The sequence below is a fragment of the Salmonella sp. SJTUF15581 genome (assembly GCF_043356775.1).
GTDB lineage: Bacteria > Pseudomonadota > Gammaproteobacteria > Enterobacterales > Enterobacteriaceae > Salmonella > Salmonella enterica.
This window is the reverse complement of sequence record NZ_JBEUJY010000001.1, coordinates 376,759-403,375: the sequence shown is the minus strand read 5'-3', so window position 1 is coordinate 403,375 and position 26,617 is coordinate 376,759. Positions and strand designations below refer to the sequence as shown.

Sequence of the window (26,617 nt, the reverse complement as noted above, 5' to 3'; positions counted from 1 at the left end):
CAGCGCCATCCGGCAAATCAGAGCTTAGTAGCTGCTGGCGCTCTTACCGTCGCCGTGACCCAGCGCTTTCAGCAGGCTTGCCAGCAGGCTGGATGCGCCAAAGCGGTAGTGACGAGAATCTGCCCAGTCAGCGCCAAACAGTTCGTCTGCAATCGCGAGGAATTTCTGCGCGTCTTCCGCCGTACGTACGCCGCCCGCCGGTTTGAAGCCAACGGTTTTGGAAACGCCCATGTCGCGGATCACTTCCATCATGATGCGCGCGCTTTCCGGCGTAGCGTTTACCGGCACTTTACCGGTAGAGGTTTTGATGAAATCCGCACCGGCTTTAATGGAGATTTCAGAGGCTTTACGAATCAGCGCCTCTTCTTTCAGCTCGCCAGTTTCGATGATCACTTTCAGCAATACGTTCGCTGCGGCACAAGCGTCTTTACAGGCTTTTACCAGGTCAAAACCCACCTGCTCGTTACCGGCGATCAACGCGCGGTACGGGAATACCACGTCCACTTCGTCAGCGCCGTAGGCGATCGCCGCACGGGTTTCCGCCAGCGCAATATCGATGTCATCATTGCCATGCGGGAAGTTAGTCACCGTTGCAATGCGGATGTCCGGGGTACCTTGTTCTTTGAGAGTTTTACGCGCAATCGGGATAAAACGCGGGTAAATACAAATCGCCGCCGTATTCCCGACCGGGGTTTTTGCCTGATGACACAACGCGATCACTTTTTCATTGGTGTCGTCATCGTTCAGAGTGGTCAGATCCATCAGTTTGAGCGCACGCAGGCTGCTTGCTTTTAAATCAGTCATGACATTCTCCAACGGCATTGCCGTATAAAATTTCACCTTGCGAGTCTGTTAATATTCTAACATTCACTCGCGATTACACTTCGATATACATCACAGTTAATGAAAACTACGTACAAATTTGCATTACTGTAATGAGATCTGAATCAAATTATCCCGCCGTCACCGTCTGTTCTTCGAGCGATAAGCGCATCAGGATCAAAGTCGGTTTGCCGCCGTTTTCTACAATAGCGCATCGTCCCGGCATAAAGAGGAAACGAAGATGCCTGCCTCATGCGAAACTGCGCTCCAGCAGCGTTGCCAGCAAATTGTGACCAGCCCGGTGCTCACGCCTGAACAAAAACGCCATTTTCTGGCGCTGGAAGCTGAAAACGCCCTGCCTTATCCCCCCCTGCCGGAAGATGCCCGCCAGGCGCTGGATGAAGGCGTCATTTGCGATATGTTTGAGGGGCACGCCCCCTTCAAACCGCGCTACGTGTTGCCCGATTACGCCCGATTTCTGGCTAACGGTTCACAGTGGCTGGAACTGAAAGGCGCGAAAGATCTGGATGATGCGTTATCCCTACTCACCATTCTGTATCATCACGTTCCTTCCGTGACGTCCATGCCGGTTTATCTCGGCCAGCTTGATGCGTTGCTGCAACCGTATGTTAGAATTCTAACACAAGATGCGATCGATATTCGAATAAAACGTTTCTGGCGTTATCTCGACAGAACGCTGCCAGACGCCTTTATGCATGCCAATATTGGCCCTGCCGATACGCCTGTCACACGAGCGATTTTGCGCGCTGATGCCGAGCTAAAGCAGGTGGCGCCTAACCTGACGTTTATCTACGATGCGGAAATTACGCCGGACGATCTGCTGCTGGAGGTCGCCAAAAACATTTGCGAATGCAGTAAGCCACACATTTCCAATGGCCCTGTAAATGATAAAATTTTCACAAAAGGCCATTATGGCATCGTCAGTTGTTATAACTCGCTACCGCTTGGCGGCGGCGGCAGTACGCTGGTACGTCTCAACCTGAAAGCCGTGGCAGAACGCAGTACGTCTGTCGATGACTTCTTTTCACGTACGCTACCGCACTACTGCCGACAGCAGATCGCCATCATTAATTCACGATGTGAATTCCTCTATGAAAAGTCACATTTCTTTGAGAATAGCTTTCTTGTACAGGAAGGTTTGATCGATCCCGAACGTTTTGCGCCGATGTTCGGTATGTACGGGCTGGCGGAAGCCGTGAATCTGCTGTGCGAAAACGCGGGCCTGAACGCCCGTTACGGCAAGAATGAAACGGCGAACGAGCTGGGCTACCGTATCAGCGCCCAACTGGCGGATTTCGTCGAAAATACGCCAGTGAAGTATGGCTGGAAGCAACGGGCGCTGCTCCATGCCCAGTCTGGCATCAGTTCCGATATTGGCACTACGCCGGGCGCACGTCTGCCGTATGGCGATGAACCGGACCCTATCACCCATTTGCAAACCGTCGCGCCGCACCATGCCTTTTATCATGCCGGGATCAGCGACATTCTGACGCTGGACGAAACCATCAAGCGTAATCCGCAGGCGCTGGTTCAGCTTTGTCTTGGCGCGTTCAAAGCCGGGATGCGGGAATTTACCGCCAATGTCAGCGGCAACGATCTGGTGCGCGTCACCGGTTATATGGTGCGCCTGTCGGATCTGGCGAAATTTCGCGCCGAAGGCTCGCGCACGAATACCACCTGGCTGGGAGAAGAAGCCGCACGTAATACCCGCATCCTGGAACGACAGCCACGCGTAGTCAGCCATGAACAACAGATGCGCTTTAGTCAGTAAGATCATTGCGTTTTCCTGCGTCGATGGGCCAGGCAGCCGCCTGGCATTATTCTTACAGGGCTGCAATTTGCGCTGCAAGAATTGCCATAACCCGTGGACGATGGGACGCTGTAACGACTGCGGGGAATGCGTATCGCAGTGTCCGCACCACGCCCTCAGCGTTGATGGCGGGAAAGTGGTATGGCGGTCGGACATCTGCGAGCAGTGCGATACCTGCCTGAAAATGTGCCCACAGCAGGCAACGCCAATGGCGCAGACCATGAGCGTTGACGATGTGCTGCGTCATATTCGTAAAGCATCGCTGTTTATTGAAGGTATTACCGTCAGCGGCGGAGAGGCGACCACGCAATTACCGTTTATTGTGGCGCTATTTACGGCGATCAAAGCCGATCCGCAGTTACAACGGCTGACCTGTCTGGTGGACAGTAATGGTCAGTTAAGCGAGACCGGCTGGCAGAAACTACTGCCGGTTTGCGACGGCGTAATGCTCGATCTGAAAGCCTGGAAGAGCGAGTGTCATCACCGTCTGACCGGACGTGATAACACGCATATTAAGCACAGTATCCGCTTTCTTGCTGCGCGGGGAAAACTGGCGGAGCTGCGGTTGCTGGTTATCCCGGGTCAGGTGGACTATGCGGCGCATATCGATTCACTGGCGGCGTTTATTACTTCGCTGGGCGAGGTTCCGGTACGTTTGAATGCCTTTCATGCGCACGGCGTCTATGGCGAAGCGAAAGCCTGGCCAGGCGCGACGCCGCAAGAGGTGGAACGGCTGGCTGACGGATTGCGCGCGCGTGGGGTGGCGAAGCTGATTTTGCCGGCGCTATATTTGTAAGCGTCACCTGCCGGACGGCGGCTGCGATGCCATCAGAGCCGAAACAAGGTAATGGTATTGCGATACAGCGTATCGGCTATCACCTCTGCGGGCTCCGGACGTAATTCGCAGAGCGCATCAAATACGCGCGCCGCCTGCTCCGGGCGATTCGGCTGCCCCTGAAACCCCTTTAGCGGCATATCCGGCGCATCGGTCTCCAGCAACAGCGCGTCCAGCGGCAACCGCGCCATAACATCACGGGTTTTACTGGCGCGCGGGTAGGTGATGGTGCCGCCGACGCCGATTTTATAGCCCAGTCGCACAAAGCGTTCGGCCTGTTGCAGACTGCCGGCAAAACCATGCACCACGCCGGTTCGCGGCAGATCCTGGCGCTTTAAGTGCATCGCCAGTTTGTCATGCGTGCGCCGCGAGTGCAGGATCACCGGCAGATCGTAGCGTTTTGCCAGTTGCAGTTGCGCGTCTAAAAATCGCTCTTGCCTGGAGAACTGCGGATCGTCGCGATAAAGATCGAGACCGATCTCGCCTACCGCCACGACGTTCTGTTGTTGCGCCAGCGCTTGTTGCAGCTTATCAGGATCGTCATCGACATGACGCTCAATCACAATGGGGTGCAATCCCAGCGCAGCATAAAGCGACGGGAAACGCGCCGCCAGCGCCAGCACGCGGGGAAAGTGCGCCGCCTCGGTCGCCGGCACGATAATTTTTTCAACGCCCGCCTCACAGGCACGCTGAATACTGGCGCGCTCATCGCCCGTAAAGGGCGGGAAATCAAAATGGCAGTGTGTATCGATAAAGCGCCAGCTCACGCCAGATCCTCGTCGGTAAATGTGGTGTCGTTTGCCTGCGGCGCGCTAATGACCTCCGCCACATGCGTATCATTGGCCACCGGCGCCGGAGGCACGACCACCGTTTCCGGCACGGCAATCCGCGACGTATGGCGCAAGAGAGGCGGCGTTGCGGCGAGCAATTTACCAACGGTGGCAAGGAAATAACGCCCGCATAATTGCCCGGTTTTGTAATCCTCACGCAGCGCCGGGATACGGCTGCCCAGCGCCATGCTGTGCAGCGGTTTCGGCGGATAAATTTCAATGATCCGCAGCTTACCCGGCGGCTTTTCAATAAATTGTTGGATCGCGCTGTAGGACGTTTCATGATGCTGCACCAGGTTGACCAACGGCTGTAGACTGCTCTCCCCCAGCCAGCGCTCCATACGCTTAAACCACTGCGGCGTGTAATACATTTGCGAGGGTACGGTGCGGATCACCACAATGGTTTTCGCCCCTCGCTTTGCCGCCTCCTGAACCGGAATGGCGTCGCTAATGCCACCGTCCAGATAGTTGATGCCCTCTAACGTAACGCCGGTACGGTAGAAACCCGGTATGGCGCTGGAGGCGCGAATGATATCAAGCCAGTTTTGTTTTGTCGGCGAGAAATAGCCCGGCGTGTAATCATCCCCCCGGCAGGCGCACATATAAAAGGATTTTCCGCTGTCGAACAGGCGCGCTGCGGTATCCATTTGCAGCGGCATCCGGGCGGCGGTGGATTCCACCAGCCAGTCGAGGTCAATAAGGTTTCCTCCGCGTACAAATCGTAGCGGATCAAAAAATTCGCGCCTGGTGGTATAGCGCATAATGACTTTACGCCCGTAGCCGGGCTGGTTGCAGAGATACGCCGAGAGATTTTGCGCACCGGCTGATGTGCCGAAGTAGAGATGGAAAGGATTAAACTGCGCACGCATAAACTCATCCAGCACGCCTGCGGTAAAGATACCCCGCTGCCCCCCGCCCTCACAGACCAGCGCCATACGGCCTGGCCGGAACGGTGTTAATGATAACGGCGCAATATTGCCGAGCGTAACCGGTATTCGCTGGCCCACCTCTGCCTTCCTGTTTTTCATTTTTTCCAGGCTGACAAGGTAACGCAAAACGTTAACGGCTAAAACCGTAAAAGCCAGTCCGCTGGACTGGCTTGATAGCAATATATCTTTACAGCTGCCTGCTAGGGTCGTTTACGGCCCATGAACAGGCTGACCAGGAAGAGCACGATCCCGACAACGAAGACGATTTTCGCCGCGCCGGCAGCCGTACCAGCCAGTCCACCAAAACCCAATGCGGCGGCAATTAACGCGATAACCAGAAATATAATGCCCCAACGAAACATAAGCCTCTCCTTTACCATAGTTAATGTCGACCGCTAAATATGAGCGCTCAGGCTACTCATTCGCGATATTTTTAGTGTGGTGCACATTACGCCTCCCGACAAACGTCGGGAGGACGAATTACGACGAATTACTGAACTTTCAGATCGTTTTTAACACTTTTTACGCCATCAACGGCTTTCGCGATGCTTTCAGCGCGGTCGCTTTGTTCCTGAGTTTCAACAGTACCGGAGAGCTGTACGACGCCATCGGTCGTTTCCACTTTCACTTTACGGGAAGGGACGAGATCGTCCGCCAGCAACTTGGCTTTGACTTCACTGGTCGTGGCCGTATCGCCGGCATAACCTTTCACGGAACCTTCTTTATTGTCGCGAACGTGAAGTTTGTCGCTAACGGAGGTCACGCCTTCTACGCCTTTCGCCACTTTCACGGCGGCTTCAGCCTGCGCCTGGCTTTCTACAAAGCCGCTCAGGGTGACGACTTTCTGATTGGTTTCGACAGAAATATCGGTGCTTTTAATATTGTCATGGTCTACCAGCGCAGCTTTTACTTTCGCAGTGATGGCGCTGTCATCCATGAAGTTACCGACTTTATTCATAGAGCTATCGACTTTTTGCCCTGCGGTTTCGGTTCCGCTTTGCGCCTTGTCCGTTGTTGCGTTTTCTGCAAAGGCAGAACCTGTCGCAACAGCAGAGGTCAACATTACGGCCAGCAGAGTTTTAGAAATCTTCAGTCTTGTCATAGTCATCGATTTTGTCCTGTATGGTTTGCTCGTAATTTGAGCTCAGGCAACACGAGGTTGCATTGCTGAATGCGGTGAAACTCACCGGTTTCTGAAGTCAATGACTGGCATCACATTCGTGAATTTGTAACGACGCGTCGCCTGCCACCCTTCCGTTTCAGTTATTAATATCGTGACTGAAACAAATCTCAGCTTTAAGCTCTCATATTCACGCATTGAACAGGCATTAAAGCCGACATTTATGTCATCACTTTGTTAAATATAGATCACAATTTTAAAATCGCTTGTCGGTGCGTATAAAAAACAGGCAGATCGGAGAAAAAACGCGGGATTTAAGAACATTCCGTAAGCGGTTAAAAAGGCAGGGAAAGTACGAAGGCGCGGCGGATGCCGCGCCCGGAAAGGGATCAGTGTTCGCGCGTTTTACGGAACTGAACGTCAGGGTAACGTTCCTGGGTCAGGTTCAGGTTAACCATCGTGGGGGCGATATAGGTGAGATTGTCGCCGCCATCCAGCGCCAGCTGCGTTTCATTCTTACGCTTAAACTCTTCGAATTTCTTCGCATCGGCGCTTTCCACCCAGCGCGCCGTCGCCACGTTGACGGATTCATAAATCGCCTCAACGTTGTATTCGCTTTTCAGGCGCGCGACAACAACGTCAAACTGCAAAACGCCCACGGCGCCGACAATCAGATCGTTGTTGGAGATGGGACGGAATACCTGAACCGCCCCCTCTTCAGAAAGCTGCACCAGCCCTTTCAGTAGCTGCTTCTGCTTGAGCGGATCTTTCAGACGAATACGACGGAACAGTTCCGGCGCAAAGTTCGGGATACCGGTAAACTTCATCATCTCGCCCTGGGTGAAGGTATCGCCGATCTGAATGGTGCCGTGGTTATGCAGACCCAAAATATCGCCCGGGTACGCTTCTTCAACGTGCGAACGGTCGCCCGCCATAAAAGTTAACGCGTCGGAAATCACCACATCTTTGCCGGTACGGACCTGGCGTAACTTCATGCCCTTCTCATACTTACCGGAAACCACGCGCATAAACGCCACGCGGTCGCGGTGTTTCGGGTCCATATTGGCCTGAATTTTAAAGACAAAACCGGTGAACTTCTCTTCTGAGGCTTCCACTGTGCGGGTATCGGTTTGACGCGGCATCGGCGCGGGCGCCCACGCCACTAAACCATCCAGCATATGGTCAACGCCAAAGTTACCCAGCGCGGTACCGAAAAATACCGGGGTAATTTCCCCTGCCAGGAACAGCTCTTCATCAAACTCGTTAGACGCGCCCTGCACCAGTTCCAGCTCGTCGCGCAGTTGCTGCGCCAGGTCTTCACCGACGGCGGCGTCCAGATCCGGGTTATTCAGCCCTTTAACGATGCGCACTTCCTGAATGGTGTGGCCCTTACCGGTCTGATACAGATAAGTTTCATCTTTATAAAGGTGATAAACGCCCTTAAACAGCTTGCCGCAGCCAATCGGCCAGGTGATCGGCGCGCAGCCGATTTTCAGCTCATTTTCCACTTCATCCAGCAGCTCCATCGGGTCGCGGATGTCACGGTCGAGTTTGTTCATAAAGGTCAGGATCGGCGTATCACGCAGACGGGTAACTTCCATCAGCTTACGAGTCCTGTCTTCAACACCTTTTGCGGCGTCGATCACCATCAGACAGCAGTCCACCGCCGTCAGGGTACGGTAGGTATCTTCGGAGAAGTCTTCGTGCCCCGGGGTGTCCAGCAGGTTCACCAGACAGTCGTGATACGGGAACTGCATCACCGAGGTGGTGATAGAGATACCACGCTGTTTTTCCATCTCCATCCAGTCAGATTTTGCATGTTGGCTGGAGCCACGGCCTTTTACCGTACCGGCGGTCTGAATCGCCTGTCCGAACAGCAACACTTTTTCGGTAATGGTGGTTTTACCGGCGTCCGGGTGAGAAATAATTGCAAAGGTTCTTCTTTTCGCTACCTCTGCGGCCAAAAGGCTTGTCATAATTGTTGTCTCTTTGATTATGTACAATCATATGTACAAAGAAAAATTCATGCCGCTGATTGTACATTTTGGAGGTATCAGAGCATAGCAGAACATGATCAGTAGGTGTATTTGTAGCCAAAGAACATTTGTACATGCAGCAATCTTTGTTCTATTGACACTGTTTATTCATACAGTTAAAAATAATACTGTATACAAACACAGTGTAGAGGGATTTTTATGCGTATTGAGATCTGCATAGCCAAAGAGAAAATGACTAAAATGCCAAACGGTGCTGTGGATGCGTTAAAGGAAGAATTAACTCGACGCATCAGTAAGCGTTATGACGATGTAGAGGTGATCGTAAAAACCACCAGCAACGATGGCCTTTCTGTTACGCGCACTGCCGATAAAGATTCAGCTAAAACTTTTGTTCAGGAAACTCTGAAAGATACCTGGGAGTCTGCTGACGAGTGGTTTGTTCACTAATTAGCACGTAAAATCGGTAACGGCTGGAAATCATTCAATACCCGCACTATCGAAAGTTCACCAGTTAGCCGCAGCACGTTCCTGCATACAACGTTTCTGCGGCATATCACGAAAAGATTACTCAATGACTGGGACTTCAGGCCACTCAATATCCCGTACAATTATGTATCACCACACTTTAACAATACCCGATATTTATTCCAGAGTGCGAGCAACGTTGTCCCTTCTCTTTTGCACTCTTAATATATACGATTGCTTAAGTGGAGATGCTTGACGAATCGCCAAATAAAACATCTTTATTAGAACAAAAATCTATATGTGATTGCAAATTTAGTCGTTAACACTACTCATATCTGAATACTGACCTAATATACTTACTAACCGTGAGAAATCTTTTTTTCCGAGTTAATCATTCGCAATAAACTTTCACCTAATTTAAAATAATTAGCTACAATTATAATTGCAATATTAGATATGACAATTTACGTAAAATCTCATGGGATACAGTATACCGAGCCAAACACATAAGGAATTGAAATGGATGGAGAAAGTTTTAATTTTGACAATACTGATATTGAATTCCTTGCTTCAATGTATGCATCAGCTAAATTATCGGCAAACACAAGCCCCATAATGCATATAATAGTAAGCATTCCAAGAGATAAGAAAAAACATTTTTATAATCGAGTTAAACATTATCTCAACTTATATTCCGATAAAAAAGACACTCCTTAAAAAAGAATGTCATCCCTTTTACTATTAATAATAAAGGGATGACACACCCTCAAACCATTCTGTTTTTTACTTCTAATGAATTACATTTCGGCCAGCATTTATCTGACATTGTAAAAAGAGCACTCTATATAAAGTTTTTGTTTTATCCTACAGGTGCTGCTGGCCACTCAATATCAGGTGCAGTTGATGTATCAACACGGTTCAGCAATACCCGATACTTTTTCCATGCTTCCAGCAACGAGATTTCTTCCTCCGTTGCAATTTCCAGATCTGCAGCATCCTGAAGCGGCGCAATATGCTCACTGGCTACCTGCATCAGGTTGTTTTTTGTTTCTTCCGCCTCCCGGATCCGGAACAGTTTTTCTGCTTCCGTATCCTTCACCCAGGCTGTGCCGTTCCACTTCTGAAACTCCCCTTCCGGCGATAACCAGGTAACATTTTCCGGTAACGGACCGAGTTCAGAAATAAATAACGCGTCGCCGGAAGCCACGTCATAAACCGTTTTACCCCGATGATCTTCAACGAGATGCCACGATGACTCATCACTGTTGAAAACAGCCACGAAGCCAGCCGGAATATCTGGCGGTGCAATATCGGTACTGTTTGCTGGCAGACCTGTATGAGGCGGAATATATGCATCACCTTCACCAATAAATTCATTAGTTCCGGCCAGCAGATTATAAATTTTTATGGTCCGTGGTTGTTCACTCATTCTGAATGCCATTATGCAAGCCTCACAATATAGTTAAATGCGATGTTTTTGACGGTGTTTTCCGCGTTACCAGCAGCGTTAACGGTGATGGTGTGTCCGTGTGAGCCAATCGCAACGGAGTGCGTATGAGCACCAATACCGACAGTATGCGCGTGTGCACCTGCACTTGCAGCAGTACCTGACACCGGGTGGGTATGCGCTCCGGCTGACGATGTGCCAGTACTCGAGCCTGCACGAGACGCACCTTTGAGGGCTTTATCGCCCTGCTCGGTATTGCCAGATGGGTAACAGGCAACCGTGTGTGTATGTGCCCCTGCAGAAGCAGCCGTACCACTGACACTATGGGTGTGCGCTCCGGTGTTATTCGTGGTCTTAGTACCATAATCAAACGAACTGGTTGTTTTCGTCCCCAAATCCGTACTGGATGCACTGGCACTGTGGGCATGCGATTTAATACCGTCCTGTTCCTGAGACAATACAGCGCGACCACTGGCGGGTTTGCCCTTAATTGTCCATCCACGCAGATCAGGGATCACACCAGATGGGTAAGCGGTTGCAAGTTTCGGGTAGGCAGATTTGTCAAAAGTCTGCCCCTGCATCAGGGCATAACCAGACGGAACGGTATCTGATGGCCACGGGATTGGTGCGCCAACTGGATAAAACTCTGCCGGAGGATGGGCAGTAGTGTAAAGCTGCGCCCACGGCGACCAGTTGGCGTCGGTTGTATCCCGTCGCGAACGAATAAATGCCGGAGCATGTGCACCGCTTGTACCACTCCACCCGATAAGCAATTCGCCCTCTCCAGCAGCATTCGCACCTCTCATATGAAGCACATTGCCATAAGCAGTGGGGTAGCCATTGTTGTACGCCTCGTACATTTGAATGCCAGCAGTGCCTTGAGTAGAGCCGCTTAACGCCGTAACTCGGCCACGAGATACCAATGTATTAATGTTGATATCGCCTGAGCCATCAAACTTAACACCATTGATGTTTCTCGCTGTTTGCAACTTCGTAGCTGTTGAAGCATTACCCTTAATGCCGCCATTAACGGTAAGCGCCCCGGTTATTGTGCCTCCTGTTAATTTCAAAAAGAGCGCATCAATCCATCCAGCGAAACCCGGTTTATTGATATACAAGTTGCCATCATTGGCAAATATGCCACCACCTGGTGTTCTTAATGGCTGTGACATATCCGCCAAAGTTAACTGGCCTGACATTGAATCACCAGCTCGATTAAAGTCCCGTCTCCAGCCTGGCGCATAATTGTCACCGTGGTTGATGTAGGTAAATTGTGCCTTGACGGTTCCGCCGTTCGTTGCGGTCGTGGGGGTGGTGATGCGAATAGTCATAGCCTCTCGAACCCCCATAACCTCAACTACAGCGCCAGAAAGTTGTATATTTCCACAACCGGTATCCGTGATGATTTTATTGGCAGCGTAAGCCCATGAGCCTTTGCACATCCAGTATGAATGATTGAACGCCCCCTTAGACTCCAGCCACTCGATAAATTGCGCCGTCGTCCAGTTATTGCTGTCTCCTCCGATGCTGATATTGCCGCTGGCAGCTTTCGCTGCGCCAATATTTTTTACGAAGGTGTCTTTATCAGGTATATCTGCCCCGTTCTGGTTTTTCCGAAGGCGTGTTTCAGCGTTGTCGTATGCGGACTTTACCGCTTTCGGTGTTGCAGCGAGCGTCTCAGATTCGCTGCTGGTCTCACTGCTGAGCTGTACTATCCCTTTTTTCGTCGTGCTTGCATCCTCAAGCGCCACGGCAGATGCAATATCCTCTGCCCGTTTTGCAGCTGTCTCGGCGCGCGTTGCCGCGGATTCAGCCGCATTTTTGCTCTGAGCTGCCTCCGTCGCACTTCCTGCCGTCTCTGTCGCCTTCGTGGATGCCGTTGACGCACTCTCTGCCGCCGCTGACGCCTGTCTGGTCGCCTCATCTTTTGAATCAGACGCAGATGATGCCGATGATGCCGCCGAACTGGCTGACGATGCGGCTGCCGTCTTTGAGGATTCTGCACTGGTTTCCGACGCTTTCGCGTTCGTCTCGGATGTCTTCGCTGCGGAAGCTGACCTCGCTGCTGCCGTGGCCTGCTCAGTGGCTTCGCCAGCCTTCGTTGTGGCTGTTGAAGCGGACGATGCGGCGCTTTCTGCCGATTTCCCGGCGGCGGTGGCACTGGCGGCTGCCTCCTCTGCCTTAATGGATGCTTCACGGGCCGATGATGCAGCTACTGTCTCAGAGCCTGCCGCAGCTGAGGCGCTCTGTTCCGCTGCCGTTTCAGAAGACTTAGCATTCGTCTCTGACGTTTTTGCCGCCTTCGCGGAATTTCCTGCCGCCGTTGCCGAGGAGGCTGCACTGCTGGCGCTTGTGGAGGCGTTCGTTTCTGATGATTTTGCCGCCTCTTTGGAGGCAGCCGCATCTCTGGCTGAAGTGGCGGCTTCTGACGCTTTCGTCGTCGCAGTGGATGCAGAAGTGGCTGCTGATTGTTGTGACGCTGCCGCATTCGTTTCTGACGTTTTCGCGGCACCGGCACTGGTGGCCGCCGCGCTTTTTGAGGACTCTGCAGCGGCAGCACTTTTTGACGCTTCCGTGGCCTTTGTTGATGCCGTTCCTGCGCTGGAAGATGCTGACTGAGCAGACGATGCGGCCTGTTCGGCGGACGTGCTGGCTGCGCGTGCTGAGCCTGCGGCATCAGTCGCATGGGTTGCCGCCTCACTGGCAGATGTGCTGGCATCGCTGGCTGACTTCTTCGCGGCTGCCGTGTTCTGTGCCACTACGGACGCGTTACGCGCCACCTCTTCCACCATCAGTTCAAAACGGCGCAGTGCCTCCGGACGGGCATCATCCTCCGTCATGGCACCGAGAAAATCATTCAGCGTCCCCGGCTTTGAATCCTCATACACGGTGATGGTCCCGGCATGTGACGGCGGGAATCCTTCCACCATCAGAATAACGCTGTACTGACCGTACTCAACGTCCATGCTGTAACGCCCGGCTTCATCCGGATTTTCTGAGGCCAGCGTGTTCACCACGACCGTGGTACTGTTACGTTTTGCCTTCAGCTGAATGGTGCAGTTCTGTACCGGTTTCCCTGTTCCGTCTTTCAGTACACCTGAAATCTTTACTGCCATATTCACCCCACAAAAAAGCCCGCCTGAACCGGCGGGCTGTCATAACACTGTGTTACCTGGCTAATCAGAATTTATAACCGACACCCACGATGAAACCGTCAGTGCGCCAGTCACCACTGCCGGAGCCTTCATAAGCAATATCAATGGCCACGGATTCGGTCGGGTTAAACTGCACGCCAGCCCCCCACGTCAGAGACGTGTTACTGTGGCGACCATCATCACTTCCGGTCAGCACATCGTGCGTTTTCCCCTTGTTGTCAGTTACGCGGAGATAATCCCCGGAGAAAGTCGAAACACGGCTGTAAGCCACACCCGCCATCGCATATGTGCTGAACCATTCATTCACGCGTACAGACGGCCCCGCCATCACGCTGAACCAGCGGTTACGAACGGAATCTTCATGCCAGCGGGTATCGCTGTAATGCGTTTTTTGCTCATCTTCGGCGTTGGCATAACTGAATGACGTCACCATCCCAAGCGTGTCCGTAAATTCATAACGGTATTTCACGTTAATACCATTCAGATCATCACCGCCTGGCATTTTCGTATGAGCATGAATATATCCTGCGCTTAATGTGCTATGGTGTTCTGCTGCACTCACTGTCGTACCCGATACGGTCAGGAATACTGCTGCGGACAAAAGAATTGCACATACTTTACGCATAATTACCTCTCACTTTTCTGCAATAAAAAAGGCGCCATTTCTGGCGCCCGGTTTGGGTTTTAAACATTCAGCTGATACTGATACCAGCTGTGGATTTTTTCATAATGACCACAAGCAAATCGCTGATAGTCGCTGAAGGATAATAATTCCCGTTTGACGCAGAAACTGAAAACTCAAGAGTTATTCCTCCAGAACCGGCTGGCATATCCATGATGCCTGTGTAAATGGCTGTAACATCGTTGGTCGATTTGTCATAAATTACAGAACCATTCTTTTTTACAACAAGACGACAGGATGAATAATATTCACTGTTTGTGGATGCCTGCCGGTGCTTCGCCCCACGAAACGCAACAGCAGGAATGACAATTTGTCTGTCATATTTTTGATCATCATCTATCCTCACAGTAATCGTACCTGACGGCCACGGTTTAAATTCTGATTCGCGCGGATCATGTGGAAAAGCCTTTCCCACCGCTTTGACAATATCGCCCTCAATCTGACTGGCAGACAGTTTTCCTTTTATCAGACAGTTCTCATTAATCGTGACATTGTTGAGCGTCCCGGCGTTCGCATTCACACTGCCACTGATATCCGCATTTTTAGCAGTCAGCTTTCCGTCAGGTGTCAGGGAGAATGCCGGAGGATTACCACCACTGGTAATCGTGGGAGCAATAAGGAACTTGATCAGCGCCTCATTAATAAACGTCTGTCCGCCCTGTGTGACCAGTGCAGGAGTGGTGTTACCATTCGCCGGGTTAATAAATGCCACCCGGTCTGCAGCCAGAAGCACCTGACTCTGCATGCCGTCCTGGGTATTCTCAATACCGGCACCGATACCCGCAATATAAAGGCGTCCATCCTTCATCTGTTGCAGCTTCACAGCCCACATACTGTTCAGGTTATTACTGGTGTCAACCTGAACCTTCTGTATCTGCTGGATTGCTGCGCTCTGGTCTTTCAGTGTCTTGTTAACGGTCTCGGTGATTTCATTGCTGACATTCGTAATGGATGTCCTGATTTCAGCCAGATCCGGGGCAAGCTGACCGTTATCAATTTGTGTCCACAGCTCCTGGGCCAGATGTGTTTTCCCTATCTCTCCTTTGAAAAAATCCAGATAGCCGGACGCATCATTACTCGGCTGGCCAACAGCTTCCACAAATACCGATTTGCCGACGGTGTTCACACTGCGAACATAAAAATAATAATCATGGCCCGGCCTGATATTGATACTGGCAGCTATCCAGCACTGCGCCGTACCAAGATAACGCGCGCTGGTTTCAACCTGCCTGATATCGGTAATCCGCTTTTCCGAAAACCAGAACTCAAACTGTACCGTCGGATCATAAACCGCAAGATGCGGCGTGGCGGTGATCTGAAAATAACCCGGCGTCAGCTCAATCCGCGACGGTGCTGCCGGTGCGGCAATCCGGAACGATACCGATGCCGGATCGCCCTGCTGCTCCCAGGCATTTGCCGCCCGGACTGTCAGCCTGTAGTTTCCCAGCGCCAGTTGCGTGAAGCGGTATGTGGTTTCCGTCGTCCGGGCTGTGCTGACCAGCCGCTCACTGCCGTCTTCCGCTGTCACGGTCAGACGAAGCAGGAAGCTCACGCCCTTCACCACCTTCGGCGTATCCCAGCGCGCCAGCACCTGATATTCCCCGCTGTCTGCGGTGACTTCGGCAGTCAGGTGCTGCACCGCTGGCGGCGTGACACCATTCACCGTGCCGCTCTGGTCGCCGTCAAAGTGCGCCCCGTTATCCACGATGGCTTCTTTTTCCGGTATATGCTGCACGGCGGTGATGGCATACGTGCCGTCGTCGTTCTCACGGATACTCACGCAGCGGAACAGGCGCTGGCGCAGCGTCGGCAGCTTCAGCCCCCACACGCTGTATTCAGCAACGCCGTCAGGAACCCGGCTCACTTTCACCTTCACGCCGTCGGTGACGGACTGAACCTCCACGCTGACCGGATTGCCACTTCCGTCAACCAGGCTTATCAGCGTGGTACCGGAGGATGGCAGCGTGATTTCACGGTCGAGCGTCAGCGTCCGGGTCTGGCTGTTTACCGCCAGCACGCGCCCGCCGGTGCTGATACCGGCATAGTCATCATCGCAGATTTCAATGACATCGCCCGGTACATGGCGAAGCCCTTCGGCACCCACGCTGAAGTCCACGGTCTGCGTTTCCAGCAGTTCTGTTTTAATCAGCCACAGCCCGGCGCGATGTGCCTGCCCCCGGCTGGTACAGCCAAAGGCATCCATCTTCGTGACGTTACGACCGTAACGGGCAATGGCCTGCGTGTCCTCCACAAGCTCTGTCGCCGTCTCCCAGCCGTTATTCGGGTCAATCCAGTTCACCTCAACGGCATTATGGCGGTCCTTCAGGGCGCTGAAGCTGTAGCGGAACGGCGCGCCATCATCCGGCATCACCACATTACTGCGGTTATAGGTCCACACCTTATCTGATGGTCGGTCCTGCACGAACGTCAGCGTCTGCCCGTTCCATACCGGCATACAGCGCATCGCCGAGCAGAAATCACTGAGCACATCCCACGCCTTACGCTGTGTGGTCAGGTACGCATTACAGGTGATGCGCGGCTCCGTGCCGCCAAAGCCGTCCGGCACTGACTGGTCGCAGTACTGGCCGATGACATACAGCGCCCATTTATCGACATCCGCCGCACCAAGACGTTTTCCCATGCCGTAGCGCGGATGGGTCAGCATATCCCACAGACACCAGGCCGGGTTGTTGCTGTATGCCGGTTTAAACGTTCCGTCCCAGATACCGCTGTATTGCCGCGTCTGCGGGTTATAATTCGACGGCACCTGCAGAATACGCCCGCGAAGATGATAATTACGGCTCACCTGCTGGCTGCCGAACTGCTCCGAATCCACCTGCACGCCGACCAGTGCCGTGTTCGGGTAGCACTGTTTCACATCGATAATTTCGGTGTATGACGACCAGAGCGTTTTGTTCTGCAGCTGGTCTGTGGTGCTGTCCGGCGTCATCCTGCGCATCCGGATATTAAACGGGCGCGGCGGCAGGTTATCCACCACCACCGAGGCCAGATACTGCGAGGTGGTTTTGCCCTTAATGGTGATGTCTTTTTCCGTCACCCAGCCACCATTACGCTGTATCTGAACCAGCAGGCGGACTTCCGACGGATTCCTGTCCCCCTTTGAGGTGGTTTCCACCAGTGCCTGCACGCCGAAAGTAAAACGCAGACGGTCAATGTTTGCCGACGTGATGGTCCGGGTGATCGGCGTGTCATATTTCACTTCCGTACCCAGCACCGTCTCGGAGCCGGAGGATTCAAAGCCCTCAGGCGGTGTCTGCTCCTGCTCACCTGCCCGGAACACCACCGTGACGCCGGAGATATTGGTATTCCCCTCACTGTCCAGCACCGGCGTACTGTTCAGCAGCACGCTTTTTAATCCATCCACCGGACCTTCAACCGGCCCTTCGCTGATGGCATCGATCACACTCAGCAGCTGCGTGGACTTCAGGTTGTCCTTCGCTTCGCGCGGGGTATGCCCCTTACTGCTACCTTTACCCATTCCTCACACTCCATAAACAACAAAGCCGCCCAAAAGGCGGCTCATGAGTTACGGCAGGATTAACTATTATTTACATGCATTAACACTATCAGCAAAAATTTTTGGCGTTAATGCTGGTACGCGTTCATAAAGAGTAAAACTACTGCCATTTCCTGCTTTTTTGATATCAAGCACAACATCATACCCACCCATAGCCTGTGGAACTAAAAGGCTTACCCCATTCTCAATAGGAATGGATGTTATAGGTGTTCCATTACCAGCCCATTGTCTGGATATGCAGCCTGACAATTCATCAATATTTTTTAATGAATTACCTTCCATTACAGGCTTGCCGGATTTTACGTAATCCAAAGATTTACATCCTGTTAAGGCAATAATCGTGCAGAATAAAATCGTTTTGTTCATATAGCTAACCAACAGAATAATTATCAGTGTTCGATATAAATATTAAATCAGTTAGAACATGAGTAAATAATATTACCGCCCAATTACCACAACCTGACCACCATCCCCTTCATCTGCCGTGCTGATCTCCTGAGATGCCACACGTGACCCCACGCGCATTTCACCGTACAGAACAGGCAGGACATTGCCCTGGGCAACCATGTTATCCAATGAGGAAAAATAGGTATTTTGCTTACCGTTATCAGTGGCTGACACTTTAGGCGTTTTGGCTTTCGGTGCCAGCATCTGCGCAACACCGCCTAAAACCATACCTGCCCCAAGAGAGAACATGAGATTACTTGCAACAATACTAAGCCCCGGCATCCAGATTGCCGTAGCAATTAGCGCCGCACCCAGCACTGCCTGAAAAATACCGCCACTTTTGGCACCCGCCAGACGCGGTACGATGTGGATCACGGCACCATTTGCCAGCGGCTCATTAAGACGGGCAGATAATTCGTTTTCGCCTGCATCACGCCCGGAAATGCGCACCTGATACCAGCCCTCATTCAGTTTCTGGCGAAACGCCGGAAGCTGCGTGGCCAGCGCCCGGATGGCTTCAGCCCCCGTTTTCACACGAAGGTCGATGCGGCGACCAAATCGTTGTAAATCCCCGTAAAGGCAGATGCGTGCCATGCCCGGTGACGCCAGAGGGAGTGTGTGCGTCGCTGCCATTTGTCGGTATACCTCTCTCGTTTGCTCAGTTGTTCAGGAATATGGTGCAGCAGCTCGCCGTCACCACAGTAAATGGCGGCATGATTCGGCACCGATGAACCAAAACAGCACAGCAGCACATCGCCCGGCTGCGCCGCTGACAACGGCACCTGATACAGCCCTGTGGCCTCCAGATTATCCAGATAGAGATTCTGACCGTTACGCCACCAGTCATCCCCGCGATGAAAATCCGGCATCTCAATCCCCGCCAGATGGTAAGCATCCCGGAACAGCGTGTAACAGTCCGTCACCCCGTGCTCAAAGCGCCGCCCGGTAAGATGTGGCACACAGCGGAACTTGTAAATCGCCCCCCGGCAGACCAGCCACCACGGCAAATCACTCTGCACCTGCAGCCGCCGATCGGCCTCACTCAGCCAGGGCAGACCACCGGGGTGACTGTGGACCAGCGCCACAATCTCACCCTGCATTTCTGCCTGCAGCCAGTCCTCCGGCGACATCCGGAAATACTCCTCCGGCTCACCGGAGATATTCACGCAGGGAAAATATCTTTCCCCCTCCGGCGTTCTCACCACGAAGCCGCACGACTCCGCTGGCGCACATCGCCGGGCGTGCGCCAGAATCGCTGATTCTGTCTCTGTCATGGGATTACTGCGAAAGTTTGTTAATGGAAAGGAAGCCGCCAAAGTTGCCGACATTATTGCGAAACTTACAGCCACTCAGGCATTTACTGCATTTATCTTTCGTGATATCGGACGTCGGCTGGTCATATTCATCCGCGACAGCCGGACCGCTATAACCGCACTCATCACCGCGATAGGTCCAGGTACAGGTGTTGGCCAGCATGATGCGCCCCGGAAAAACAGCGCCATCCGTTTCCGTCGGCGTGGACAGTACAAAAGAGGCGCTCACCGCGCTCAGTTCGCTGCACTGCTCGATGCGCCAGCGGCTGATCACCTCCTGCTCCGGATCGGCATCGCTATTTCCGTTGACGAAGTTCACCGCATCCAGAAAACGGGCGTAAACCTTACGCCTGACCACCGTTCCTCCGACCAGACTCTGCAGGTCTTCCGCCATCCCGGTGACCATGCCGTGCAGATTAGAGACTTTCAGCGTTGGCCTTGCACTGGCTCCTTTGCCGTTCATCTCAAATCCACTTCCCTGAATGGGATAGGCCTGATACTGCCGCCCCTGCCAGGTGACTGGTTCACCTTTTTCGTTCTGCTCATTACAGAAGAAATAACGATCTCCGCCGACCTCTGTCAGATCGATTTCCCAGAGCACCACGCTGGCAGACTGCTCCGCACGGGTGCATTCATTCAGTGTTTCCTGTCGGATATTCTGCATCAGTTCACCACCTGTTCAAACTCTGCGCTGAACTCAACACGCAACATACTGACCCGCGACGACCATTTTGCGCAGGTCACCTTTATCTGCCGGTAGCCATAAGGCGGCGTCCACAGAAAGGCCTTCCAGCCCCCGTGCTCAGCCAGAAACGATTCCAGTGCCGTGGCCTCCTCGCGGGGAACAGAAAGCGTCACGCTGTACGTTTTCAGGTCAGCGTTCAGCCCGGCAGGCGCACGCTGAGAATAGCCATCACCAAAGCGCACCTTTATTACGGAAGGGGCCGAAGCCACATCCATACCGGATTTCACTTTCCAGCGGAAGGTTTTCATCGTCCACCTCCGGAGAACAGACCACCATCACGGGACTGCTGTTGCATAAAGTCCGCTGCTGCTTTTTTCCCGAGGTCATAAACCACCTTCAGGGCAGCCGGACCTATCTGCCCGTTCGTGCCATCGTTATTGATCTCGATGTTGTACTGCGGGGCAAACATCGCCATACCTGAACCACCAATATCCGCCACAACCCCCAGCTTACCGTCAGCACCACGACGCAGAGGCAGAATGGCTTCAGGCCCAGCTTCCCCCATCACACCTGCACCTTTTGCAAAAGCAAAAAACGTCGGACGGTTAACCACCGTGCCACTGTAGCGACTCAAATCAGCAGACTGATAAACACCACCATCAGCATTGGGCGTCACACTGGCAGTTGCTGCACTCCCCCAGCCAAACGCCGAACCAATCCCCTTAACTGCCTGCATCATGGACATCTGAGCCATGATTTTTGCCAGATCAGAAAGGAGCGAGGCGGTAAAAGATTTGAAGTTCAGTTTTCCGGTGGTACAGAATGTTGCCAGTGCATTACCTGCACTATTAAATGCCGCTGTAAGCATCTGCTCCGCAGTGCCTGCCGCATTATCCGCATCTGCCGTGAAATTCTGAAACGCCCGCATGGCACCGTTTTTCCAGTTACCCTGAGCAATTTCAAGCTGTTGCCAGTAACGGCGATTCTCATTCAGTTGCCTGTTCAGGCTCTCCGTCAGCGCCTGCTCGGCCTTTCTGTAGTCATCCGTGTTATATGTCCCTTTCTGCTCACTATCCCGCCTCAACTGCTCCAGCTGTTGCTGGTATTTCTGGCGAAGACTCAGTTGTACCTGATATCGCTGCCGCTGCTGATCACCCATACCCACCGTGGCGATATCCAGGTCATGTTGCTGATGCTGAGAGCGCTCTTCTTCAGCCAGTTGACTGGTCAGCTGAATTGTTTTTTTCTTCAGATCGTTGAGTGCCGTCTGTTTCTGAAGCTCCTGCTGTTTTACATCCAACAGCGTCAGTGCCTGAATCAGTTCATCTTTACGGGCCAGCACACTCTTTTCATCTGCCGTCAGTTTTTTCCCGTCCAGATCGCTGATGCGCTGCTGCAGAGCCAGAAGCTGTTTATGCGCTTCTGTCATCCTGTCAGTGGCAATGCCAGCTGACTGTCTTGCAGCAGCAATCTGTCCTTCCACCTGTGCCTGTTGCTGACTGTACTGCAGCAATAACCGGGTGGCCTCATCATTACGGGTTTCGCGTGTTTTTTTCTTACCGGATGCCAGGGCTTTCTCGTAACGTTCATTTTCACGTTGTATCGCCGCATCCCTGACAGCCTGGTCGGCGTACTGCATGGCATTAATACGCGCAATTTCACGCTGATGTCGTGCTGCTTCCGTTTCATTCATCCGGTTCAGTGCAGCATTTTCAGCATTACGTCGTTTCTGTTGCTCCTGATAATTCCGCTCTGCCTGCTCTTTTGCATCCTGCAAATCCTTCTGGCGTTTTTTCTCCTGAAGATCGTTAAGACGCTGCTGATCGTATTCAACCTGAGAAGATGATGCCGTCCAGGGGAGTCTTTTCGCCCGCGACACTTTCTCCTGTAAAGTGGCAATCTGTTCATCCAGCGAGTCTTCACGACCAATATTCATGGCCGCATCCCAGAAACGACTCCATAAATCAGACAGATACTTCAGCGTACTGCCAAGCGCATTGAGGTTATTATCAATATCCGCAGTACGCCTACCGGTTTCCTCTGCCAGTGCAGACATGGCTATCCGTGCAGCATCACTGGACCGTCCCTGCTCCCCAAGGACGCGTATCTGCTCAAGCTGAGTGGCAGTAAGAAAATGCAGCTCATTGTCCAGAGCCTTCGCGGCATTTACAGGATCATCCTTCAGCCGCTTAAACTGATTTATGGTATCGCTGACCGACTGGCCAACCGATCGCTCCATCTGTGCGGCAGCTCTCGCCACCATACCGATATCGTTTCCACGAAATGCACCACTACCCACCACCTGAGCCAGCGCACCGGCTGCAGCATGTTGCGTGATACCATTCCCGGAAATAGCACGACTGAGCGTCCACAGCTGCCCGGCAGTGACTCCGGCATAATGCCCCGTCAGCGACAGCTGGCGGTTAAATTCTTCCCCCTCCTTCTGACCGTCATACCAGGCTTTACCCAGACCATAGACAGCCGCGGCAATACCGCCAATAACCCCGCCAAGCATCATGCCTTTCGGTGACATCAGTGTGTCTATCCACCCGGCACGGTTAGCCAGCGTTATCCCGGATCCCCTCAGCGCACCTAAATTGCCGCGGGCCAGTTCACCTATCAGAACGCCTATCTCCTGGCGGGCCGCTGCACTTTTCAGACCCAGCGAATGCGTGGCTTTTCCTGCCTGCTCCATTTTGCGGATATACACTTCTGCAGCACTGCTTACCCCCAGTTGGGCAGCCTTAGCACGAAGCAACTCAGAAGAAGAAAGATTCTGGCGGGTTGCCTGCTCTTTAAGCTGACGGATAAACGCCACTTTCTGTCGGGTAGCCTCTTCCTCAGCCTGTGTAAGAACACGGGTTTTCGCAGTAACCTCAGAAATCAGCGCCAGATAATCCTGCTGACCAATCCCGCCACTGTTTCTGGCCTGTCGGATCTGCTGCTGAATACGCTGTAATTCCTGCAGCCCCGCACTGGCCTGTTTCACACTGTCAATCTGACGATAAAACGCAGCAGCCGCTTTATCCTGAGCCTCCGCCAGAGCCATGGCCTGCGCCTGTTCCTCGCGCATTTTCTGGCTCAGCGCCTCCATGCGCTGGCGGGTTTTCTCCACCTCGCGGGCCATGCGTTCATGAGCCTGTGCGTTCTTCTCCACCGTCTGCGCATGGACGGATGCGGCTGTTGCAGCCGAAGAAGCCGCCTGCGTTGTCTGCCGGGCGGCCTGAGTCTGACGCTCCATAAAACGCTGCATACGGGCAGAAGACCGTTCTGCATCGCTGGCTGCACCATTCAGAAGGTTTTTGATACGGGGGATTTCATTTTTAAACTCTGCCGCATCAATCCCCAAATCAATGACCAGGTTGGCTATCTGGTCCATAACGCACACCTCCGGAAATACCTTCCCCAAGATGCATCAGTTCTTCGTCCGTTCGCTCCGGTATCCCGTTCTCTTCCGGTAAAAGGCTGAAATCAGCCACCGCAGCATCACTGCTGCCGGACACCATTCTCACGATCAATGCCTTCAGCGAGGCAAACTGCGCATCCATCCACACATCACTGAAGCTCTGCATCCGGAAATAATCGCCCCACTCACCAAGCTCAGTGGCCGACATTTCCGACAGCATCCGCCGCCAGTCTGCCCGCCGGAACTCCCGGGCAAGCCGCATGACAAACTGCATTTCCCGCGTCAGGACTTTTCCGGCGTCAGCGCCTCATGCTCATCATCCCCGGCATTATCAATGGTCCCCATACCGCTCAGCGACAGAACCATCTCCGCCCCCGCACCCAGGGCATCATACGACCATGTTGTAATAACGGATGCGCAAAGCGTCTCTACATCCTTAGACTGATCCGCATTCCACAGTGAGCGGGAAACCAGCCAGGCATTGATATCCATCCCCATCCGCAGAAAAGCAATCTGTCGTTCAGCCTCCGGCAGTTCTCCCTCTTCGGCATCAAACTTTGCCGTTCGCTGCTGAACAAACGCCAGATATTCAATTCTCTGCAGCCCGGACAGCTCACTGAGCACCACGGACTGTTTTTCATAATTAAACGTGCCCTGTTTCAGAAACATCATATTCTCCACCTGCAAAAAACCCCGGATAACCGGGGCAAATGATGAGTATCATCCTGTTAACCTGCGGCGCTGACAGCCACCGTAGCCACTGCCACAAAATCGCCGTCAGAAGTCATGCCCACAATGCTGACGCTGCCCTGCTTCACGCCTTTCACCGTGGCCACAAGTCCGTTCAGGGTCACAGTGGCTGTCTGTGGATCTGTCGAATGCACACTGATCGCTTTGTCACTGGCTCCGTCAGGTTTTACTGTAAAGGTCAGCGTGGTGGTTGCTCCCACATTGACACTGGCGGATGCCGGTGCCACCGTCAGCCCGGTAACGCCCACAGTTTCAGTGCCCTCCTCTGCCAGATATGGACGCCCCACACCGCTGATTTTCACGGTGCGGGTCATCACGTCTTTTGAGGCAATGGTTTTACCCAGTGAACTCAGCCAGCCACGGAAAACATCAACAGTACCGTTGGGATATTTGATACGAAACGCGCAGACTTCACCGGAGTCGAACAACTGAACCAGTTTTTTCTGCCCGCTGTCACCCGGACGCCAGGCCAGCGTCGCCGAAGTATCACCGACGGATTTCTGCCCCTGGGTTGTCGTTTTCCAGTCTGCATCTTCATCATCGAGATAAGTGTCATCTTCTGCATCAGCGGTCATTTCGCCAGGTTGCAGATCCTTCACCATCGCAAGACGCAGCCAGTCAGTGTCCGATAAAGGGTTCGCAAACGCATCGCCCTTGCCGGTGTACATCCAGAACGTCGTTCCCGCACCTTTAGTTTTTGCCAGTGGATTTGGTGTGGTCATTGCCACCTCCTTAATTCGTGTACGTGATCTGGTACGTGATTTCCGCCATCGCCCAGGTGGCCATCTCATTATCACGTTGATAGTTAAAACCGAGTGGGATCAGGGTGTCGATGAGTCCGGAAAGTGCCGGTACATCATTCAGGGCCGGGAAAATAGTGCTCTCCATCCACATATCCAGCTCTGAATCCGGTGCCTGTGCCCGGATGAAGACAGCAATATGCAGAACAGCCTGCCAGTCATCTTCATCCGTCATTTTTCCGGTGTACTGAGCATCACTCAGCCACACCGCCACGGCAGGCAGTTCCTGCGCATCAACAAATGCCGGAAGTCCGTCAAAAAACGTGGCGCTGTCTCCACACTGTTCCCGAAGGCGTGCCAGTACGACCTGGCGGATTTGTGTATGTCGGTTCATCGGGTCAGCCATAACCTCAGTTGTTGTTTCAGTGCATACCCCAGCTGTTTCGGCATTTCCGCAGCAATGATGCGGTCGCGGGCATCTTCAAATGCCTGTGTCAGCGGTCCGGACAGCGGGATTTTCACCACATCAATGGGATAACGATTTTTGCCATCAATACGCCGCATCACATGCCAGCGACCATTCGCCAGTTGCTGAATAAACGCATCCCGGAAAAGATATTTACCCACCTTCAGCACACTGCCACGGTACTGCAGTTTTCCACCACGCCGGGCCAGTCTGACCCGGGCTGTCCCCAGCTTAATGGCGGGCAGATTGCCCCGGTTAACGCGGATCCTGGCCGTCATTTTTCCTGACGGACTGGCTTTAAACACCCGGACACGCTGACGTACCAGTTTCAGGGGGATCCCTTTCACCTGGTTATCTCCCGCAACGGTATTCCCGGCAACCTGCCGGGTGGCAACCGAGACCGCTTTCTGTGCCACACGGTTTATCGCCCATGCGCTGGCCTGTGGCACCATACGGGTATCAAGGCTGTTCAGATTACGGATGGCATTCTCAAGCCCCTTCATCCCACACCTCTTTACTCAATAAAGATCATTGGCTTACCGTTAAAGCGTTCATGCCGTGTGACCGTCCATTGTTGTCCGTCATAAACAACGCGATCCCCGCGCCGTGGGCGGTATCCCGAAGAAAACACCACCAGAGAGACCGCAGGCCCGGACAGAGCATTCAGCTCTGCCAGTGTTTCTCCCGGGATCACAGTCATATCGACATCATTAATCGAGGCTGTCTTTCCCATCTTTCTGACCGTGATAGCATCCATACGCGCTGCCAACCGGGAAAAGGGATCAGACATTGAGTTTTACCGGCACTTCTTCTGCACTGGTTCCGGCATCTGCCCAGACAACCCCGACCAGCGGATCAGAGCCGCTGTTAGTCAGCTGAACTTTTCCGGACTTCAGATAAACCTTCTTACCCGTTTTCATGTCATCCGTTTTCAGCTTAGGCAGCATAAACACACCTTCGGTCAGGCCGTCGCCTGTTTCACCCTGTGGAATATCGGTCAGCGCCACCGCAAAAACATCGCCCACCTGCACCAGATCTCCGCTGCTGATGGCTGCACTGGCAACAATCGCCACCGTTTTTCCTTCTTCTACAAAATTCTTTGCCATAACTGTCTCCGCACAGCCCCGTTCAGGGGCTGATTTCAGGTACAAAAAAAGCC

Annotated in this window: 27 protein-coding genes; 4 read left to right on the top strand and 23 right to left on the bottom strand. The window is 53.0% G+C overall.

Going from position 1 to position 26,617, the window contains the following annotated elements; translation table 11 throughout:
* Window positions 1-24 precede the first annotated feature (24 nt).
* Complete coding sequence (gene deoC / locus ABVN36_RS01960) at window positions 25-804, bottom strand: deoxyribose-phosphate aldolase (protein ID WP_001519713.1); 780 nt, start codon at window positions 802-804, stop codon at window positions 25-27.
* 259 nt (window positions 805-1,063) lie between these two features.
* On the opposite strand from deoC, the gene ABVN36_RS01955 reads away from it, so the two are divergent.
* Both ABVN36_RS01955 and ABVN36_RS01950 read left to right on the top strand, forming a co-directional pair.
* A complete protein-coding gene (locus ABVN36_RS01955) occupies window positions 1,064-2,614 on the top strand; it encodes a YjjI family glycine radical enzyme (RefSeq protein WP_023138564.1) in 1,551 nt (516 codons plus the stop codon).
* A complete protein-coding gene (locus ABVN36_RS01950) occupies window positions 2,586-3,449 on the top strand; it encodes a YjjW family glycine radical enzyme activase (protein WP_001064939.1) in 864 nt (287 codons plus the stop codon). Before ABVN36_RS01955 ends, ABVN36_RS01950 begins: the two co-directional genes overlap by 29 nt.
* 32 nt (window positions 3,450-3,481) lie before the next feature.
* Here the strand turns inward: ABVN36_RS01950 and ABVN36_RS01945 are convergent, their stop codons facing one another.
* The 5 genes from ABVN36_RS01945 to prfC form a co-directional block, all read right to left on the bottom strand.
* Window positions 3,482-4,255 (bottom strand): metal-dependent hydrolase, encoded by a 774-nt coding sequence (locus tag ABVN36_RS01945; protein ID WP_023138563.1) that lies wholly within the window; start codon window positions 4,253-4,255, stop codon window positions 3,482-3,484.
* Complete coding sequence (locus tag ABVN36_RS01940; RefSeq protein ID WP_000531540.1) at window positions 4,252-5,325, bottom strand: patatin family protein; 1,074 nt, start codon at window positions 5,323-5,325, stop codon at window positions 4,252-4,254. The genes ABVN36_RS01945 and ABVN36_RS01940 overlap by 4 nt, the downstream gene beginning before the upstream one ends.
* Before the next feature lie 122 nt (window positions 5,326-5,447).
* Complete coding sequence (locus ABVN36_RS01935) at window positions 5,448-5,609, bottom strand: DUF1328 domain-containing protein (protein ID WP_000490276.1); 162 nt, start codon at window positions 5,607-5,609, stop codon at window positions 5,448-5,450.
* A gap of 128 nt (window positions 5,610-5,737) precedes the next feature.
* Window positions 5,738-6,355, bottom strand: a complete 618-nt coding sequence (osmY, locus tag ABVN36_RS01930) for a molecular chaperone OsmY (RefSeq protein WP_000178963.1) — start codon at window positions 6,353-6,355, stop codon at window positions 5,738-5,740.
* A 401-nt stretch (window positions 6,356-6,756) separates the two neighbouring features.
* Window positions 6,757-8,343, bottom strand: coding sequence for a peptide chain release factor 3 (prfC, locus tag ABVN36_RS01925; protein WP_023138562.1), 1,587 nt, complete (start codon window positions 8,341-8,343; stop codon window positions 6,757-6,759).
* Window positions 8,344-8,562: 219 nt separating this feature from the next.
* Between prfC and ABVN36_RS01920 the strand changes: the two genes are divergently transcribed.
* The gene (locus ABVN36_RS01920) at window positions 8,563-8,811 is read left to right on the top strand and encodes a DinI-like family protein (RefSeq protein WP_001217546.1); all 249 of its coding nucleotides are present in this window, start codon (window positions 8,563-8,565) and stop codon (window positions 8,809-8,811) included.
* 537 nt (window positions 8,812-9,348) lie between these two features.
* Window positions 9,349-9,546, top strand: a complete 198-nt coding sequence (locus tag ABVN36_RS01915) for a hypothetical protein (protein ID WP_000348577.1) — start codon at window positions 9,349-9,351, stop codon at window positions 9,544-9,546.
* Window positions 9,547-9,688: 142 nt separating this feature from the next.
* Here the strand turns inward: ABVN36_RS01915 and ABVN36_RS01910 are convergent, their stop codons facing one another.
* From ABVN36_RS01910 to ABVN36_RS01830, 17 genes are all read right to left on the bottom strand, one after another.
* Window positions 9,689-10,270 carry a tail fiber assembly protein gene (locus tag ABVN36_RS01910; protein WP_023138561.1) on the bottom strand — a complete coding sequence of 194 codons (582 nt, stop codon included), beginning with the start codon at window positions 10,268-10,270 and terminating at the stop codon, window positions 9,689-9,691.
* On the bottom strand, window positions 10,270-13,392 hold the full coding sequence (locus ABVN36_RS01905) for a prophage tail fiber N-terminal domain-containing protein (RefSeq protein WP_077908628.1): 3,123 nt from the start codon (window positions 13,390-13,392) through the stop codon (window positions 10,270-10,272). Before ABVN36_RS01905 ends, ABVN36_RS01910 begins: the two co-directional genes overlap by 1 nt.
* Window positions 13,393-13,456: 64 nt before the next feature.
* Window positions 13,457-14,056 carry an Ail/Lom family outer membrane beta-barrel protein gene (locus ABVN36_RS01900; RefSeq protein WP_023138558.1) on the bottom strand — a complete coding sequence of 200 codons (600 nt, stop codon included), beginning with the start codon at window positions 14,054-14,056 and terminating at the stop codon, window positions 13,457-13,459.
* A 67-nt stretch (window positions 14,057-14,123) separates the two neighbouring features.
* Entirely contained in the window at window positions 14,124-17,612 is a 3,489-nt protein-coding gene (locus ABVN36_RS01895) for a phage tail protein (RefSeq protein WP_023138557.1), read from the bottom strand.
* A 66-nt stretch (window positions 17,613-17,678) separates the two neighbouring features.
* Entirely contained in the window at window positions 17,679-18,017 is a 339-nt protein-coding gene (locus tag ABVN36_RS01890; RefSeq protein ID WP_153274582.1) for a hypothetical protein, read from the bottom strand.
* Window positions 18,018-18,089: 72 nt separating this feature from the next.
* The gene (locus ABVN36_RS01885; RefSeq protein WP_000090865.1) at window positions 18,090-18,692 is read right to left on the bottom strand and encodes a tail assembly protein; all 603 of its coding nucleotides are present in this window, start codon (window positions 18,690-18,692) and stop codon (window positions 18,090-18,092) included.
* Window positions 18,629-19,372 (bottom strand): C40 family peptidase, encoded by a 744-nt coding sequence (locus ABVN36_RS01880; RefSeq protein ID WP_033903618.1) that lies wholly within the window; start codon window positions 19,370-19,372, stop codon window positions 18,629-18,631. The genes ABVN36_RS01885 and ABVN36_RS01880 overlap by 64 nt, the downstream gene beginning before the upstream one ends.
* A gap of 4 nt (window positions 19,373-19,376) precedes the next feature.
* Window positions 19,377-20,075 carry a phage minor tail protein L gene (locus ABVN36_RS01875; protein WP_001179670.1) on the bottom strand — a complete coding sequence of 233 codons (699 nt, stop codon included), beginning with the start codon at window positions 20,073-20,075 and terminating at the stop codon, window positions 19,377-19,379.
* On the bottom strand, window positions 20,075-20,404 hold the full coding sequence (locus ABVN36_RS01870) for a phage tail protein (protein ID WP_023138555.1): 330 nt from the start codon (window positions 20,402-20,404) through the stop codon (window positions 20,075-20,077). The genes ABVN36_RS01875 and ABVN36_RS01870 overlap by 1 nt, the downstream gene beginning before the upstream one ends.
* Window positions 20,401-23,475 carry a phage tail tape measure protein gene (locus ABVN36_RS01865; RefSeq protein ID WP_023138553.1) on the bottom strand — a complete coding sequence of 1,025 codons (3,075 nt, stop codon included), beginning with the start codon at window positions 23,473-23,475 and terminating at the stop codon, window positions 20,401-20,403. The genes ABVN36_RS01870 and ABVN36_RS01865 overlap by 4 nt, the downstream gene beginning before the upstream one ends.
* Entirely contained in the window at window positions 23,447-23,776 is a 330-nt protein-coding gene (locus tag ABVN36_RS01860) for a phage tail assembly protein T (protein WP_001161009.1), read from the bottom strand. Before ABVN36_RS01860 ends, ABVN36_RS01865 begins: the two co-directional genes overlap by 29 nt.
* 8 nt (window positions 23,777-23,784) lie before the next feature.
* Window positions 23,785-24,171: a phage tail assembly chaperone G gene (gpG, locus tag ABVN36_RS01855; RefSeq protein WP_001372042.1), complete on the bottom strand. Its 387-nt coding sequence runs from the start codon at window positions 24,169-24,171 to the stop codon at window positions 23,785-23,787.
* Between the two features lie 59 nt (window positions 24,172-24,230).
* The gene (locus tag ABVN36_RS01850; RefSeq protein WP_000211106.1) at window positions 24,231-24,974 is read right to left on the bottom strand and encodes a phage tail protein; all 744 of its coding nucleotides are present in this window, start codon (window positions 24,972-24,974) and stop codon (window positions 24,231-24,233) included.
* A gap of 10 nt (window positions 24,975-24,984) precedes the next feature.
* Window positions 24,985-25,386 carry a phage minor tail U family protein gene (locus tag ABVN36_RS01845; protein WP_001079419.1) on the bottom strand — a complete coding sequence of 134 codons (402 nt, stop codon included), beginning with the start codon at window positions 25,384-25,386 and terminating at the stop codon, window positions 24,985-24,987.
* A complete protein-coding gene (locus ABVN36_RS01840; protein ID WP_000677106.1) occupies window positions 25,383-25,961 on the bottom strand; it encodes a phage tail protein in 579 nt (192 codons plus the stop codon). Before ABVN36_RS01840 ends, ABVN36_RS01845 begins: the two co-directional genes overlap by 4 nt.
* A gap of 11 nt (window positions 25,962-25,972) precedes the next feature.
* Entirely contained in the window at window positions 25,973-26,248 is a 276-nt protein-coding gene (locus tag ABVN36_RS01835; protein ID WP_001283153.1) for a DNA breaking-rejoining protein, read from the bottom strand.
* Window positions 26,241-26,564, bottom strand: coding sequence for a DUF2190 family protein (locus ABVN36_RS01830; protein WP_001097045.1), 324 nt, complete (start codon window positions 26,562-26,564; stop codon window positions 26,241-26,243). Before ABVN36_RS01830 ends, ABVN36_RS01835 begins: the two co-directional genes overlap by 8 nt.
* Between the last annotated feature and the right edge of the window lie 53 nt (window positions 26,565-26,617).